A 16302-nucleotide genomic window follows, 5' to 3' on the forward strand; every position below is an offset into this window, starting at 1 on the left:
GCCTCATTCCCCCTTGTTCGCGGCGGCAGCCGGCGCCGGTGCCAGCACCGGGCGGTTGCTGCGGTCCACGGCCCGCACCACCTGGCCTTCGCGCAGCAGGTGGCCGCCGGCGGCCACCACCCACTCATCGGCGCGCAGCCCCTGCAGCACCGGCACCGACTCGGCGCCGTAGGCCCCCAGGGTCACCGCGCGCGACTGCAGTGCGCCGGTGGCCGGGTTGACCACCCACACGCTGGCCTGCTGCGGCTGCTTGCCTGCCTGCACCGCCGACAGCGGCACGCTCAGCGCCGCACCCTTGCCGTGCCCGATGTAGACGCGGGCGCTTTGGCCCAGCTCGACCGAATCCAACGCGTCGGCCGCCAGCTGCACGCGCGCGGCGTAGCTGCGGGTCTGCGCATCGGCGCCGGCCGCGATCTCGCGGATGCTGCCGGACAGGCGCTTGCCTGCCTGGTTCCACAACTCCACCTCGACCGGCTGGCCGACGCTGAACTCGCGGATGGCGCTTTCCGGCAACGCGATGGCCACTTCGCGGGCGCCGTCGGCGGCCAGGGTGAAGATCGTCTGCCCGGCGGCGACCACCTGCCCGGCCTCGGCCTCGCGCGCGGCGATCATGCCGTCGGCCGGTGCCCGCAGCTGCGCATAGCTGGCCTGGTTGCGGTTGACGTCCAGGTTGGCCCGCGCCGCGTCGGCCTGGCCCTGCGCCGCCTTGAGCGCCGCGGTCTGTGCGTCCAGCGCCGAACGGCTGACCACCTGCTGGGCGGCCAGCACCTCATAGCGGCGGTGCTCGTCGCGGGCCTTCACCAGGTCGGCCTCGGCCGCGGCGTACTGTGCCTGTGCGGCACGGGCCTGCAGCGCGTAGTCGGCGACATCCAGTTCGGCCAGCACCTGGCCCTTCTTCACCCGCTGGCCGGCATCGACCTCACGCCGCAGCAGGTTGCCGGCCACACGGAAGGACAGCGCGGCCTCCTCGCGTGCATGCACTTCGCCGGGATAGGCCGTGACGGTCACGTCCTGTCCGCCGGCCGGTTTGACCACCATTACCGGCAAGGCCGGCACCGCGGCGGTTTCGGTTTTGCCACACGCAGCAAGCACGGCCAGCAACAGGCTGCCGCCAATCCATCGGAGGTTGTTCATGGTGATCATGGGTCGCGAACGCAGGGGGAAGGGAGGCGGCCGGGGGTTTCACCGCCATTACTGAACGAAGCGGTATAGTATAAATATCGAACCAGCTGGTCTAGTATTCCCTCATGTCTTCCAAATCCTCTGCCACCAACGTCTCCCGGGAGCCTGCGCGCAGCAGCGGGCCGGGCCGTCCGAAAGACCTTGGAAAACGTGCCGCCATCCTCGATGCGGCCAAGGAAATGTTCGTGGAGCTGGGCTTCAACGGCGTCAGCATGGACGGCATCGCCGCCAGTGCCGGCGTATCCAAGCTCACCGTCTACAGCCACTTCGGTGACAAGGAGACCCTGTTCCGCGAGGCCATCCAGGCCAAGTGCGTGGAGATGATGCCCGACGCCCTGTTCGTCACCGACAGCGAAGGTCCGTTGCGCGACCAGCTGCTGGGCATCGGCCATGCGTTCTTCACGCTGATCAGCAGCGACGCGGCCCTGGCCACCCAGCGGATGATGATGAGCCCGGACACCGACGACCGGATCCGGCAGATGTTCTGGGAGGCCGGCCCGGCCCGCACCGAGACCGCGCTGTCGGACTTCCTGGCCGCCCGCGTGGCCCGGGGTGAACTGGACATCCCCGACCCGATCGTCGCCGCGCGCCAGTACTTCTGCATCATCAAGGGCGAGCTGCACTCCCATATGATGTGCGGGCTGTGTGCCGCGCCCGGCCAGCTCGACCAGGATGCCCACGTGGCCGCCAGCGTCGACTTCTTCCTGCGGGCGTATGCACCGCGCTGACACCCGCCCCTGCCAAGCTGAACAGACCGTAGGTCCGAATGACTTCCGGCACTGCGGCCGCCCGAGCGGCCACGGCGATGCTTGGCCCGCATCGCGCCCCTAACCGGTAAAATGGCCGGCCCACCGCGCTGGAATGACGAGCTTTCCCATGACGATCAACTACTCCCACGTCCGCGAATTGATGGTTGAACAGCAGATCCGTCCCTGGGACGTGCTGGACATCCGCGTGCTGGACGTGCTGGCCCGCCTGCCGCGCGAGGCCTTCGTGGCCGAGTCGCACCGCGCCCTGGCCTATGCCGACATCGAGCTGCCGCTGGGCCACGGGCAGAAGATGATGAAGCCGGTCATCGAAGGCCGCACCCTGCAGGCACTGGACCTGCAGCCCAGCGACGAAGTGCTGGAAGTGGGCACCGGCAGCGGCTTCCTCAGCGCCTGCTTGGGCGAACTGGCCCGCGAAGTGCTGAGCCTGGAGATCCAGCCGGAGCTGGCTGAACGCGCCCGCCAGAACCTGGACAGCGCCAAGCTGGGCAGCAACGTCCGCATCGAGGTCGCCGACGCCCTGAACTGGGACAGCCAGCGCCAGTTCGACGCCATCTGCATCACCGGTGCGGTAGAAACGGTCCCGACCCACCTGCTCAAGCTGCTGCGCACCGGTGGCCGCCTGTTCGTCATCAAGGGCACCTCCCCGGTGATGGAAGCTGTGCTCGTCAAGGCCGACGGCAGCGTGGAATCGCTGTTCGAAACCGACATCGACTACCTGCAGGGCGCTGCTCCTGCACCGCAATTCCAACTCTGAAACCTTCCAAGGAAGCCGCAATGATCCGCCGATCCCTCACCCTTGCGCTGGCAGTCGCCCTGCTCCCGATGACGGCCCACGCCGCCGACCTGCTGCAGGTCTACGAAATGGCCCGCAATGGTGACCCGCAGTTGTCGGCCGCCGAATCCAACCGCCTGTACACCCAGGAAGGCCAGGTGCAGGCACGCGCGGCACTGCTGCCGCAGATCAACGGCGAGGCATCGCTGGACCGTACCCGTACCAAGGCCGACGGCGTCAGCGGCAGCACCACCAGCAAGACCCGCACCTACGGCGTCAACGGCAGCCAGACCCTGTTCAACTGGGGCCAGTTCGCCGACCTGCGCGCGCAGCGTGACCTGAGCAAGGCCGCCGACTACACCCTGGAATCGGCCAACGACAACCTGATCATCCGCACCGCGACCGCCTACTTCAACGTGCTGGTGGCGATCGAATCGCTGAGCGCGGCCGAGACCAACGAAGCGGCCGGCAAGAAGCAGTTCGACTACGCCGACAAGCGCCTAGAAGTGGGCCTGGCACCGATCACCGACGTGCACGAAGCCCGCGCCCAGTACGACCAGGCGCGCGCCAACACCATCATTGCCCGCAACACGCTGGAAGACGCCTACCAGGCCCTGACCGAACTGACTGGCCAGCCGGTGCGCGACGTGCGTGGCCTGCCGGAAGACTTCCGTCCGGCCATCCCGGCCAACCGCGGCAACATCGACCAGCTGGTCACCGACGCCATGTCCCGCAACCCGGACCTGAAGGCCCAGGAACTGCAGGTCAGCGCCGCCGAATCCAGCGTGTCCTCGGCCCGCGCCGGCCACTACCCGACCCTGTCGCTGGGCGGCAGCTGGGGCAAGAGCGCCCGCTGGGGCGACAGCACCGGCGGCAGCTCCAACACCCCGGATGCGACCACCAACTCGATCGGCCTGACCCTGAACGTGCCGATCTTCGCCGGTGGCGCCACCCAGTCGCGCGTGCGCCAGGCCCTGGCCACCCGTGACATCCAGCAGGACACCTACGAACAGCAGAAGCGCGCCCTGGACCGCAACACCCGCAATGCCTACCAGAACCTGGTCGCCGGCATCAGCGAAGTGGAAGCCCGCCGCCTAGCGGTGGTCTCGGCACAGAGCGCCTACGACGCCTCGCAGGTTGGCCTGGAAGTCGGTACCCGCACCGTGCTGGACGTGGTCCAGAACCAGCGGACCCTGTTCCAGGCGCAGCTGGACTACGCCCAGTCGCGTTACAACTTCCTGCAGGCACGCCTGGCCCTGAGCCAGGCCGTGGGCGACCTGGAGATCGCCGAAGTGCAGGACATCAACCGCCTGCTCACGGTCGATGCCACCGCAAAGCTGCAGGCCCAGTAAACCGTCCTGCAGTACTTGCGAAAAAGCGGGCCATGCCCGCTTTTTTGTTGCCTGCCATCTGCCTCCCCGGCGGTCAGCTGCGCGGTGGCAACTGCGGGGTGATCAGTTCCAGCGTGCGTTCCAGCGCGCCACGCCCGTTGGCGACCAGCGCGCGCCCTGCCTCGATCATGCGCTCACGCTCGGCGTCGTTCTCCAGCAACTGCTCCACCGTCGCCCCCACCGCCTGCGCATCGGCGCAGATGCGCAGCGCGCCGGCCTCATCCATGCGTCGGGAGATCTCGGCGAAATTGTGCAGATGCGGCCCGGTGATCGCCGCCACGCCCATCGCCGCCGGCTCCAGCAGGTTGTGGCCGCCGATGGGCTGCAGGCTGCCGCCGACGAAGGCGACCCGCGCGCACGCATAGAACGCCATCAGCTCACCGAGCGTATTGAGCACGAACACCTGCGTGCCGGGTTCCGGCCACTCCTGTGCCTTGCGCGTGGCCACGCGCCAGCCCTGCTCGCGTGCCACCGCTTCCACCTTCGCGAACCGCTCCGGATGCCGTGGCGCCCACAGCAGCAGGGCATCGGGGTGCCGCTCCAGCAGGCGCCTGTGGATATCCACCACGGCCTGCTCTTCGCCTTCATGGGTGCTGGCGGCGATCCACACCGGTCGCGTGTCCGGCACATGCTGGTGGAAGCCTTCCAGCACGGCGGTGGGATCGGGCGGATGGATCTCGAACTTCAGGTTGCCCAGCGCGCGCACCTGTTCCGGCCGCGCGCCCAGCGCGATGAAACGTGCCGCGTCATCGGCGGACTGCGCCGCCACGCAGGTGACCGTGCGCAGGGCCCGCGAGACCAGCGCCTTGAGCACACGGTAGCCCTTCAACGAACGTGCCGACAGGCGCGCGTTGAGGATGTACACCGGAATGCCGCGGTCCCGGCACCCGAACAGCATGTTGGGCCACAACTCGGTTTCCAGGATCAGCGCCAGGCTCGGGCGGAAATGCGCCAGGAAGCGGTTCACGCTGCCCGGCACGTCGTACGGCAGGTAGACATGGTCCACCGCGTCCCCCCACAGCGCACGCACGCGTTGCGACCCGGTGGGGGTGATGGTGGTGATGATCCAGCGGATGTCCGGACGCAGTTCGCGCAGCGCATTGACCACCGGCGCGGCGGCGTTGACCTCGCCCACCGACACCGCATGCAGCCATACCCGCGGTTGACCGCCGCTTTCCGGGTACGACGCATACCGCTCGTCCCAGCGCTTGAAGTACTCGCGCACGCGGAAACCGCGCCACACCAGGTGGTAGACGGTGATCGGCAGCAACAGGTAAAGCACGGCCGAATACAGGCCACGCAGCAGAAGTTCGACAGGATCCCTACGCATCGGCGAAGGATACGGGAGAACGATGGAAACCAGTGAGGAAGCCACGACGATCCGGCTGCAGGCCGATGCCGCAGTCGGCGGCGCGGTCCTGCCGGAACCCACGCCGGCCTGACATCCGGCGCAGCGAGGATTGCCGGAGATGGCGTTGCCGCCTCCGCTCGCCCTGCATTTCCCCCGGTGACTTAGAATTGCCCCATGTCCGATTCACCCACCACCGCCACCCGGCCCTCGTTGCTGCAACCCCGGCACTGGCCGACGTTCGCCTGGCTGGGCATCGCGATGCTCGCGGCACGGCTGCCCTGGACCCTGCAACGCGCACTGGGGCGTGGCCTGGGCTGGCTGGCGCTGCATCTGGCCGGCAGCCGCCGGCGCGCGGCCGAGGTCAACCTCAGGCTGTGCTTCCCGGAGCAGGATGACGCCTGGCGCCAGCGCCTGCTGCGCGACAGCTTCGATGCACTCGGCGTGGGCGTGTTCGAGTTCGCCCGTGCCTGGTGGGGCAGCATCGACCGCATCCGCCCGCAGGTGGAGATCGAGGGCCTGGAGCACCTGCATGCCCTGCAGGCCGAGGGCCGCGGTGTGCTGCTGGTCTCCGGCCACTTCATGACGCTGGAGATGTGCGGCCGGCTGTTGTGCGACCACGTACCACTGGCCGGCATGTACCGCCGCTACCGCAACCCGGTGATGGAGTGGGCGGTCAAGAGCGGCCGGCTGCGCTATGCCTGCGCGATGTATGCCAACGAGGACATCCGCGCCACCGTTCGCCACCTCAAGAAGGGCGGCTTCCTGTGGTATGCGCCGGACCAGGACATGCGCGGCAAGGATTCGGTGTTCGTGCCGTTCTTCGGCATGCCGGCCTCGACCATCACCGCGACCCATCAGTTCGCGCGCATGACCGGCTGTGCGGTGGTGCCCTACTTCCATCGTCGCGTCGGCAGCCGCTACGTGCTGAAGATCGCCCCGCCGTTGCCGGACTTCCCCACCGATGACGCCGTAGCCGACACCGCCAAGGTCAATGCCGCCATCGAGGACATGGTCCGCGAAGCGCCGGCGCAGTACCTGTGGATCCACCGCCGCTTCAAGCGCCAGCCCGAAGGCCTGAGCAACTTCTACGCGCGCAAGGACTGAGCCCGCGTCGGCGCCGGGCACCCGCGCCGCGGTACATCCCCGGTCACCTGGCCGTGCACCACCCGCTCCGGCGGCGCGCCAGCCTCACTCCTGTTCGTCGGCCAGCAGTGCGCCGGCATACAGGGCCGCCAGCACCACCAGCACGCCTCCCCAGAACGTGGAATAGAACGCCAGGTGCGTGTTGAGCGGGAACACCGTGGTCGCCAAGGCCAACGCCGCCGGCCGGGCCTGGTCGCGGGCCAGCGGGGGGGCATAGATCCAGGCACGGATGGCCATCGCCGCGCCCGCCATCCACAGCAGCAGGCCGAGAACACCGGTTTCGGCCAGGATCTCCAGCACGATCTGGTGCGCATGCAGGGCCGGGCTGTCGCCCCAGGCCGCGGTCCTCTGCGGTGACGGATCACACTGCGGGTAGGCACGCCGGAAATCGCGCACGCCCACGCCGTTGAGCGGGTGCTCGCGCACCATGCACAGCGCCGCTCCCCAGATCTGGCTGCGCCCGGACAAGGCCTGGTCCATGCCGCTGGCATCACCGCTCAAGGCCATCTGCGTGCGGGCAAAGCGCTCGCGTACCTGCGACGACCCCAGGCCCAGCGCCACCGTACCGGCCACGCCGGCGAGCACCACCAGTGCCATCCGCTTCGCGCCCAGCAGGCGTCCGCCGGAGAACAGCACGACCAGCGCGTAACTGATCCAGGAGGCACGCGAACCGGCCAGCACCAGCACCACGCCGACCAATGCGGCAGCCAGCAACCAGCCCCAGCGCCCCATGCGCTGGGCCACGAAGAACAGCAGGAACGGCGACACCGCCGCCAACACCTGCCCGAACTTCAGGTTGCACGGGCCGAACACGCCTGGCAGGCGATCTGCCGCGGCGATCTCCTGTGCGGTGCACAGGCCATGTCCACTGATCAGCCACTTGAGCTGGTCCATCGACCAGAACAATGCGCTGGTGCCGAATACGGCCTGCACCAACGCATCCAGCGTCCACGCCACGGTCACCAGCGCCAAGCCGGTGAAGGTGATCCGTCGCCGTTGCGGCGTGGCCACGGCAATTGCGACCAGCCACATGAACGGCAGGTAGCGCAGCGCGGCGGCTACCTTGCCCCAGGTCCTGCCCGGATCGGCCGCATCGAACGCGGACACCGCCTGGGGCAGCCAGTAGGCCAGGAACAACACGCCAGTCAGCGCCCACGCCGGGATGCTCAGCAACGGCCGGATGCCGCCACGCAGATGCAACTGCACCAACCGCACCGCGGTGAACAAGGCTCCCAGCACCAGCACCGCTTCGGCAATCCCGGGCGCCGGCCAGCAGGCGACGAAGGCAATCACCCATGCCGGTGCCCAACGGGCACTGGCACCTGCACCATCAGCGCGTGAGTTCGGCATAGACATCCAGGGTGGCACGCTGCATGGCCTGCAGGGTAAAGGGAATCCGGCCGGGCAATGCCGGCGGTTGCCGCAGCATCTGCAATGCCTGTTGCAGCAGGCCTGCATCATCACCCAGCGCCACCGCCCCCTCGGGCTGCAGCTGCGCCAGCAGTTCACCGACGCCGCCGTGGGCCCAACCCAGTACCGGTCGACCGACCGACAGCGCCTCAAGCACCGTGCGACCAAACGCTTCCGGCTTGTCGGACAACTGCAGGACCAGGTCACTGGCCGCGTAGGCCTGTGACATGCGGTCGGTGGCCTCGCTGAAGACCACCTGCCCGGCCACGCCCAGTCGTCCCGCAAGCTGTTCCAGTTCCTGCAGGTAGCTTTCCCGGCCAGGCGCGCGTGCCCCTGGCATCCACAGCAGCGCCTGCACCTGTTGCTGCTTCAGCGCCGCCAGCAGCCCGATAGCGTGCGCATGCCCTTTCAGCCGAGTGCCACGCCCCGGCAGCAGCAGCAAGGGCGCATCGCCGGCCAGCGCCGGGTGCTGGCGTGCCACCTCCAGGCGCGGACGCCGGTCGGCGCGCGGCGTACGCGGGAACTGGCTGGCGTCGATGCCACGCGGTATCACGCGCAGCTTGCCCGGGTCAGTGGCCGGGTAATGCTGCAGCAGGTAGGCACGCACCGTCTGCGATACGCAGATCACGCGTTCACCGCTGGCCATGATGCCGCTGTAACGGCCCGGTGAATTCAGGCCGTGCATGGTGGTCACCCAATGCGGCCGCTGGGGCGGCTTGATGCCGCGCAAGGCATACTCGCCCAGCCATGCCGGCAGGCGCGAACGCGCATGCACGATGTCCGCGCCGGTTTCCACGAACAGGCGGCGCAGGCTGGCCACGTGCCGCAGGGTCAACAGCGACTTGCGGCCGATATCCAGGGTCAGGTGTTCGGCACCGCTGTCCAGCAGCGGCTGCACCAGCCGGCCGCCGGCCGATACCACGATGGCGCGATGGCCCGCCGCGACCAGCGCGCGGGCGATCTCAAGGGTCGAGCGCTCGACGCCACCGGCGTGCAGCGCCGGCAGCAACTGCACCACGGTCAGGCGGCGCATCGTCCGGTTCAGTCAACCAGCACGAAGACCGAGCCGCAGTACGGGCAGGCGGCTTCGCCGTTGGGTTCCTTGTCGATCGGCAGGTAGACGCGCGGGTGCGAGTTCCACAGCGCCATCTCCGGCGTCGGGCAGCTCAACGGCAGGTCGGCGCGGTGCACGGTGTAACGCTTCTCGGAGTTGGCGGGTGCGGTGGCGGTATGGCTCATGGCGTCGTTCAGCGAAATCAGGGACCGGCCAATTCTACCAGTGCCACCCCGGTGCCGGACCGCCCGCCGGCGTCTCCTCCGCGCGGCCGTCACCGGTCGTGGCCACCTGCGGTGGTTCCCGGCTCAGCCGGCCGGCCTCCAGGCGCAGCACCCGATCGACGCCGACGACCGCCTCGGGTCGGTGCGCGACGACCAGCCGGGTCAGGCGCAGCCGGCACACGGCCGCGTTGACCTGCTGCTCACCGCACGGATCCAGATGGCTGGTGGCCTCGTCCAGGAACAACAACCGGGGCTGCCGGTACAAGGCGCGCGCGAGCAGGATCCGTTGCTGCTGGCCCGCGGACAGGGCGTTGCCCTGATCGCCGACCTGCCCGTGGTAGCCCGTTGGCCGGGCGATGATCTCCGCATGCACGGCGGCCAGGCTGGCCGCGACCTCGATCCGCGCCGGGTCCGCGTCCGGGTCGAAAAAGCTGATGTTGTCGGCGATGCTGCCACTGAACAGCTGATCCCCCTGCATCACCGCACCGATGATGCGGCGCAGCTCGTGCCGTCCCAGCGCCTGCAGCGCATGGCCCCCGATGCGGATGCTGCCGCGGGTCGGCGTCAACACACCCAGCATCAGTTTCACCAGCGTGGTCTTGCCGCAGCCCGACGCACCGGTGATCGCCACCGACTCCCCGGCAGCGATGCTGAAACTGCATCCCTCCAGTACCCACGGCGCGTCATCGGCATAGCGGAAGCACAGGTCCTCCACTTCGATCCGGCTGTCCTCGGGCACCGCCACAGGCTCGGGCAGTTCCGGCTCCGGCATGGCCGACACGACCCCTGCCAGGCGTTGACGGTGGAACCGGAGCACGCGCAGCGCCAGCCACTGGTCGACCAGGGCACTCATCCGCGCCATGAACAACTCCCCGTAGGCCAGGACGGCGATCAGCATGCCGGCCGTCAAGGCACCGTCCAGCACCCGCGCGGCCGCGATCCAGATCGAAGCGATGCGTGCCAGGCCGAACAGCAGTTGGCGCGTGCCACGAAAGGCCACGTCGAAATGGGCGAGCCGCGCCTCGTACTGGGCCGCCTCCCAGCGCAGCAGGTCATGACCGTCGCGCCTGCGCGATTCCGCGCCTGCCACCTTCACACCCTGCATGCCCTGCAGCGTCTCCAGCAGGTACGCCTGCTGGTGGGCATCCGCCACCCACTGCCGCTCGCGCTGCATGTGCTGTGACTTCGCAGCCGACAGGCGCACGACCGCATACAGCACCACCGCCAGCACGGCCACGCCTGCCAGTCCGGGGCTGTACAGCAGCATCAAGCCAAGCAACGGCACCACCAGCAGACCATCGACCAGCCCTTCGAGCGCGCCGCTGGCCGCGGTCCGCTGGATCTGGCGCAGCGAGGCCAACCGCGCGACGACGCCGGCCGGGCCGTGTCGCTCGAAGAAGGCCAGCGGCAGCCTCGACAGGTGCGCAAGCACATTGCCGGTCCACTGCTCGCCCAGCCGCGCGCACAGGCGAACCACGGCCACGCGGCGCACCGCGTCGATGCCCACCTGCAGCACCAGGGCCAGGCCAAAGCCGAACGCCAACACCGCGAGCAGATCGCGATCGGCCGCGACCAGCACCTGGTCCACCACCCATTGCATCAGCAATGGTGCCAACAGCACGAACACCTGCAGCGCCAGCGACAACACCAGCACCTGCACGAGCACCGTTCGCAGGCCGGGGACCGGTCCGGCCAAGCGGCGCAGGCTGATCAAGGCCCCTGTTTCAGGGGACGCCAACATCGCCATCGGCTCCAATACCAGCGCCGCGCCACCGAAGCAGCCGGAGAGTTCGGACCGCGACATCCGGCGCGTCCCCGCGACCGGGTCCAGCACCGTGGCACGATTGCCCCGCAACTGTTGCAGGACCGCGAAATGATCCCGCTCCCCCTGCACGATGCAGGGCAGGTCCACGCTGGCCAGTGCGGCGCCAGGCTGCCGTGGCCGTGCATGGAAGCCCAGTTGCCGGCTGGCGTCGACCAGCCCAGCGAGCGTCGCGCCGTTCGCGCACCCGGGGAAACGTCGCCGCAGCTCCGGCAGTCCGACCGGGCGCCCATGGGCCTTGGCCACCATGGCAAGGGAAGCGAGGCCGCTGTCGGCGGCCTCGGATTGGACAATGCTGTTCATCCGTGGCCGTCCCTGGCCGCTCCTTCGTCGTTATTTGAAATCGCCGGCAACGAACACGCTCAGCTGGCCGGGATCCAGGTGCTTGCGGATGGCGGCATTGACCTGCTCGACCGTCAACGCGCGATAGGCCGCATCCCGGTCGATCTCGAACTGCATGGCACGCGCGTAGTACAGGTGGTCGGTGAGCAGGTTGGCCACCGCGCCATCGCTGGCACGCGACTGCTCGCGCACCACCAGCCGCGCATTGACCGCATCACGCAGTTCCTGTTCGGTGACCCCATCGGCCACGAGCCGGACCAGTTCCTCGCGCACCGCGCGCTCGACCTTGTCCATGTTCTCCGGCGCCGCAACTGCCTGCACGGTGATGCTGCCCGCATCGTCACGTCCTTCCCGGCTTTCGTCGGCATGCAGCGTGGCACCCACGCTGTAGCTGAGGCCTTCCTTCTGGCGGATGCGGTCGGCCAGCCGTGCCTTCAGCGGATCGCCACCAAGGATGTTGGCGGCGATGTTGAGCGCGGCGAAGTCCGCATCGGCCAGGTTGATCGACAGGTTCTGTCGTGCCAGCAATACCGCATTGGGCTTGTCCGGCGTGGCCAGGCGTTGCTGCATCGCCGCGCGCGGCTGGTAGTGGGTGCTGATCGGCACATAGGCGCGTGGTGCCTTCCAGTCCACGAACAGGGACTGCAGTTGCGCCTTCACCGCCTCGGCGTCGAAGTCACCGACGATGGCGATCTCGCCCACGCTGGTGCCGTAGAAGTCGCGGTGATAGGCGGCCAGTTCCTGCAGCTTCACCGCATTGAGCCGCTCCAGCGCGGTGTCCAGCGTTTCCACATGCAGCGGATGGCCTTCCGGCCAGGGGTCGAAGTAGCGGGCCAACGCCAGCGATGCCACCGCACCGGGTTCCCTGCGCTGGGCTTCGGTCGCGGTGACGGCCTGCAGGCGAAGCTGTTCGAACGGGTCTTCCGGCAGCGCCGGGTTGCGCAGCACGTCCGCGGCCAGGGCCAGCGCCTCTGCCAGCGTGTCGCGCCGGCCCGACAGGCGGATCTGCGCACTCTGCATGCCCCCGCTCACCTGTGCCTGGGTCGCCAGCGCATCGAAACGCGCCGCGATCTGGCCCCTGTCCATGTGCGTGCTGCCCATCATCAGCATCGAGCCCAGCAGGCTGCCCGCCATGCCGCGGCCGGTCATGGCCTTCTCGTCACCGAAGCGGAACGTCGCATCCACCGTCACTGTCTGCCCGCGGTTCTTCTTGGGCAGCAGCGAAACCCGGAGCCCCTCGCCCAGGGTGAAGGTCTCGGTGCGTGCCTGGATGTTCTGCGGCGTGGCTTCGAACGCCTCCCCGGCGGCGACCGCTTCACGCCCCACGTAGCCATCGACCAGGCTGGCCACCGCCGGTGCCGGTGGAATCCCGGCGCGATCGACCGTGGTCGTCGGCACGAACCGGCCCAGGGTGCGATTGCTGGGCTTGAGGTAAGCCGCCGCGACGCGGTTGACGTCGGCGGCGCTGACCTTGGCGATCGCATCGCGCTGCACGAACAGCAGCCGCCAGTCACCGGCCGCCTGGTACTCGGAAAGCGCCATGGCCACTGCGTTGACGTCGCTGGTCAGCTTCTCCAGCCCGTTGGCGATGCGTTGCCTGGCCGCGGCCACCTCCTCCTCGCTCACCGGACGCGCGGCGACCTGCTCGGCCTGGCGCAGCAACTCGGCCTCGGCCTTGGCCGCGTCACCGGCCTTGGGCAGGACGCCGATCAGGGTGAACAGGCCGGGATCGCGCAGGCTTTCCCCGCTGGCAGTGGCGAAGGCCGCCAACTTCGGCTCCATCAGCGCCTTGTACAGCCGCCCGTTCGGGTTGTCGCCCAACACGCTCGCCAGTACCGCCAACGGCGCGCTGTCGGCCTGCGCCAGCGCCGGCACGTGGTAGCTGGCCGCCACCAGCGCCAGGTCACCACTGCGGCGCACGGTGACCTCGCGCTCGCCATCCTGGGCAGGTTCCACCGTATGCAGCACCGGCAGCACGCGGGCGGGCCGCTTCAACGGGCCGAAGTGGGCGGCCACGCGCTGCACTACCTGGCCCTCGTCGATGCGGCCGGCAACGATCAACAGCGCGTTGTCCGGCTGGTACCAGGCGCGGTAGAACGCCTGCAGGTTGTCGATCGGCACGTTCTCCACGTCCGAACGTGCACCGATCGGCATGTTGCCGTAGTTGTGCCAGTCGAAGGCCACCGAGCGCATGCGCTTCATCAGCACGCCGACGGGGCTGTTGTCGCCGGCTTCCATCTCGTTGCGGACGACGGTCATCTCGCTGTCCAGGTCGGCCTTGGCCACCCTGGAGTTGACCATCCGGTCAGCCTCCATCGCCAGCACCCACTCCAGCGTTTCATCGCTGGCCGGGAACGAGGCGAAGTAGTTGGTGCGATCCAGCGAGGTCGTGGCGTTCTTGCTGATGCCGCGCTTCTGCATCTGCCCGGGAATGTCAGGGTTGCGCGCGGTGCCCTTGAACAACAGGTGTTCGAGCAGGTGCGCCATCCCGGTTTCGCCGTAGTTCTCGTGCAGCGAGCCCACGCCGTACACCAGGTTGACCGTCACCGTCGGCTTGCTTGCGTCGGGGAACAGCAACACGCGCAGGCCATTGTGCAGCTGGTATTGGCAGATCCCCTCCACGCACGGCCCGGCCTCCACCGTCGCCGGCAAGGCCGGGGGCGCCGGCCTGGCCGTCGCAACGCCCACGCCCGCCAACGAGAGGGCCAGCGCCACTGCACAACGCGAAACTCCGATCATCCATTTCCCCTTGGGTTCATTCCTTCCATTCCTGTCCAGGCCCGATGGCGCGGGAAGCTCCCCGCGCCCGACCTTCCCTGCGCGATCCCGTCGTCGCGCGGCTTCCCTTGCCCATCCCTCTGTGGAGATACCGCATCGGATGCACGGGCATGTTTCCAGAAACATCCCGATGCGTACACCGTGCAGAGGCCACCGCCGCTCATCCTTCCCACCGTGCCGACATGCCAAGCAGGGGCTCGAACAGCCATTCGAACAGACGACGCCGTTCACCCATGATGTCCGCTTCCAGCGGCATGCCCGGGCGCAGCGGCTCGGGCTTGCCGTAGGCCACGACGTGTTGCCGGGCCAGGCTGACGGTGATCCGGTAGGCGACCTCGCCGCCGCGGCCGGCCGCATCGTCGGGCAACGCGCTCAGGCTGATCCGTTCCACGCGGCCGCGCTGGTGCCCGAACTTCTGGTAGGGAAACGCACGGTAGCGCAGCAGCACGTCATCGCCGGGCGCGATGAAGCCGATCACGCGACTGGGAACGCGCAGCTCCGCTTCCAGCCGCCCGTCACCGGGCAGCAGCACCAGCAGCGGCTGGTTGGCCCGCACCGCCTGGCCGGGCTTGACCAGGTGTATCCCCACCGTCCCGGCGACCGCTGCCTTCACCAGCAGTCCATCGGCGGCGTCGGCCTGCAGGCGCTCCTGCTCCAGCCGCGCCTGCGCACGCGCATGCCCGGCGTCGTTGGCCCGTGCCTGCGCCGGCATCTCGTCCAGCGCCTGCTGCAGGCGCGCGATCAGCCGCCGTGCACCGCTGGCCTGTCGCTGCAGCGATCGCCACTGTGCGGTATGGTCCAGCAGCGCGGCTTCCTGCTGCTGCAGTTGCAGCTGCCCCACGTATCGCCCTTCTTCAAGCCGGTGCAGGCGCTGCAGCCTGTCGGCGGCGGTGCGGACCTGCTGCTGGCGGACCTGCACCTCGGCCTGGACCAGTTGCAGTTCGTCACGGGCACGGTGCAGGCGTCGGATCAAACCCTGCCGCTGCGCCTGCATGCGCCCGTGCCCGGCCAGGCGCTCCTCCTCCAGCCCGCGTTCGCGCTCGCGCAGGTGCGCATCGATGGCGCCCTGTGCATCACCGACGTCCACCGTCGCGCGTGACATGCTCACCAGCGCAAGGCTGCCGCCCGCGCGGACGCGCCCGCCTTCGGCCACGTTCAACCAGGCCACCACGCCGTCGGCCGGAGCGGTCACGGTCAGCATGCCCTGCACCGGGACCAGTTGGCCCTCGACGGTGGAGCGGCAGGTGTAGCTGGCCGAGCACAGGATAACCAGCACGGCGATGGCGGCCATCATCGCCAGGCCGGCGAGCCCGCCCAGGCGCAACGCCGGTGACGTCCCCGCGCTGGCCGGCATGCGGTCCGGCGGCACCTTCGACGTGACCTCCCGGCATGATGATTGCGGCATGGCTGGCCCCCCGGAAAGCGAGGCGCGAATGTGTCGAAGCAGAGGCCTTCGTTCAAGGCCTCCGCAGGGTCATTTGCACTGGCACCAGACGCCCATTGCCCATGGCACCGGGGACGCGGGCCGGGCGTCAGCCGCGCTGACCCGAAAAGTCAGACTTTCTGACGAAAATCCACTTTTCCTTGCATTGTATCAATTTCTCACACTTGTTCGCACATTGTATCCCGCTTGCGATATAGTCGCCGGGCACTCACGCAGCAACCTCATGGAGGAGAACCTGGATGCCCAACCAACTGGCTAATCGTATTCGCCGTGCCCGTCGCAGAAAGGGCATGACCCAGGCCGAGCTGGCCGCCCTGCTCAAGGTCAGCCGCAGCGCGGTGGGCAACTGGGAAAGCCCCACCGGGATCATGCCGTGCACTACCCGCATGATCACCATCGCCCTGGTCACCGATGTTTCGTTCGAATGGCTGGCCACCGGCCGTACCGGGCTCGAGGCCGTCCCGGCGAGCCCGCCTCCGGCCGGCATGGAGCTGGTCGATGACCCGCACGAACGCCGCCTGCTGGTGGGCTATCGCACCAGCCGCGCCGCCACCCGCAAGCTGGTCCTGCAGATCGTGGAAGGCCAGCGCGCCTCGCCGCTCTGACCGCCGGGGCCAGC

At 68.8% G+C, this 16302-nt stretch carries 13 protein-coding genes; 5 read left to right on the forward strand and 8 right to left on the reverse strand.

Annotation, left to right across the window (positions count from 1 at the left end; genetic code table 11):
- Positions 1–3 precede the first annotated feature (3 nt).
- Positions 4–1134: an efflux RND transporter periplasmic adaptor subunit gene (locus VA603_RS00805; RefSeq protein WP_313252117.1), complete on the reverse strand. Its 1131-nt coding sequence runs from the start codon at positions 1132–1134 to the stop codon at positions 4–6.
- 113 nt (positions 1135–1247) lie between these two features.
- Between VA603_RS00805 and VA603_RS00810 the strand changes: the two genes are divergently transcribed.
- From VA603_RS00810 to VA603_RS00820, 3 genes are all read left to right on the forward strand, one after another.
- Positions 1248–1910, forward strand: coding sequence for a TetR/AcrR family transcriptional regulator (locus VA603_RS00810; protein WP_132865549.1), 663 nt, complete (start codon positions 1248–1250; stop codon positions 1908–1910).
- A 148-nt stretch (positions 1911–2058) separates the two neighbouring features.
- Complete coding sequence (locus tag VA603_RS00815; RefSeq protein ID WP_132865550.1) at positions 2059–2706, forward strand: protein-L-isoaspartate O-methyltransferase family protein; 648 nt, start codon at positions 2059–2061, stop codon at positions 2704–2706.
- Between the two features lie 20 nt (positions 2707–2726).
- Positions 2727–4076: a TolC family outer membrane protein gene (locus VA603_RS00820; RefSeq protein ID WP_132865551.1), complete on the forward strand. Its 1350-nt coding sequence runs from the start codon at positions 2727–2729 to the stop codon at positions 4074–4076.
- 73 nt (positions 4077–4149) lie between these two features.
- Here the strand turns inward: VA603_RS00820 and waaA are convergent, their stop codons facing one another.
- Positions 4150–5445: a lipid IV(A) 3-deoxy-D-manno-octulosonic acid transferase gene (gene waaA / locus VA603_RS00825; protein ID WP_323437657.1), complete on the reverse strand. Its 1296-nt coding sequence runs from the start codon at positions 5443–5445 to the stop codon at positions 4150–4152.
- 195 nt (positions 5446–5640) lie between these two features.
- Between waaA and VA603_RS00830 the strand changes: the two genes are divergently transcribed.
- Complete coding sequence (locus VA603_RS00830) at positions 5641–6570, forward strand: LpxL/LpxP family Kdo(2)-lipid IV(A) lauroyl/palmitoleoyl acyltransferase (RefSeq protein WP_132865553.1); 930 nt, start codon at positions 5641–5643, stop codon at positions 6568–6570.
- Positions 6571–6654: 84 nt separating this feature from the next.
- On the opposite strand, the gene VA603_RS00835 is transcribed toward VA603_RS00830, so the two are convergent.
- The 6 genes from VA603_RS00835 to VA603_RS00860 form a co-directional block, all read right to left on the reverse strand.
- Positions 6655–7959: an O-antigen ligase family protein gene (locus VA603_RS00835; protein WP_323437658.1), complete on the reverse strand. Its 1305-nt coding sequence runs from the start codon at positions 7957–7959 to the stop codon at positions 6655–6657.
- Positions 7940–9052, reverse strand: a complete 1113-nt coding sequence (locus VA603_RS00840; RefSeq protein WP_323437659.1) for a glycosyltransferase — start codon at positions 9050–9052, stop codon at positions 7940–7942. Before VA603_RS00840 ends, VA603_RS00835 begins: the two co-directional genes overlap by 20 nt.
- Before the next feature lie 8 nt (positions 9053–9060).
- Complete coding sequence (locus VA603_RS00845) at positions 9061–9258, reverse strand: zinc-finger domain-containing protein (protein ID WP_132865556.1); 198 nt, start codon at positions 9256–9258, stop codon at positions 9061–9063.
- A 34-nt stretch (positions 9259–9292) separates the two neighbouring features.
- On the reverse strand, positions 9293–11422 hold the full coding sequence (locus tag VA603_RS00850) for a peptidase domain-containing ABC transporter (RefSeq protein ID WP_323437660.1): 2130 nt from the start codon (positions 11420–11422) through the stop codon (positions 9293–9295).
- Positions 11423–11452: 30 nt separating this feature from the next.
- A complete protein-coding gene (locus tag VA603_RS00855) occupies positions 11453–14200 on the reverse strand; it encodes a M16 family metallopeptidase (RefSeq protein WP_323437661.1) in 2748 nt (915 codons plus the stop codon).
- Positions 14201–14399: 199 nt separating this feature from the next.
- A complete protein-coding gene (locus tag VA603_RS00860; RefSeq protein WP_323437662.1) occupies positions 14400–15593 on the reverse strand; it encodes an HlyD family secretion protein in 1194 nt (397 codons plus the stop codon).
- A gap of 329 nt (positions 15594–15922) precedes the next feature.
- On the opposite strand from VA603_RS00860, the gene VA603_RS00865 reads away from it, so the two are divergent.
- On the forward strand, positions 15923–16288 hold the full coding sequence (locus VA603_RS00865) for a helix-turn-helix transcriptional regulator (RefSeq protein ID WP_132865560.1): 366 nt from the start codon (positions 15923–15925) through the stop codon (positions 16286–16288).
- Positions 16289–16302: the final 14 nt, after the last annotated feature.

Source organism: Stenotrophomonas capsici (genome assembly GCF_034961085.1).
In the GTDB taxonomy this organism is placed as follows: Bacteria; Pseudomonadota; Gammaproteobacteria; order Xanthomonadales; family Xanthomonadaceae; genus Stenotrophomonas; species Stenotrophomonas capsici.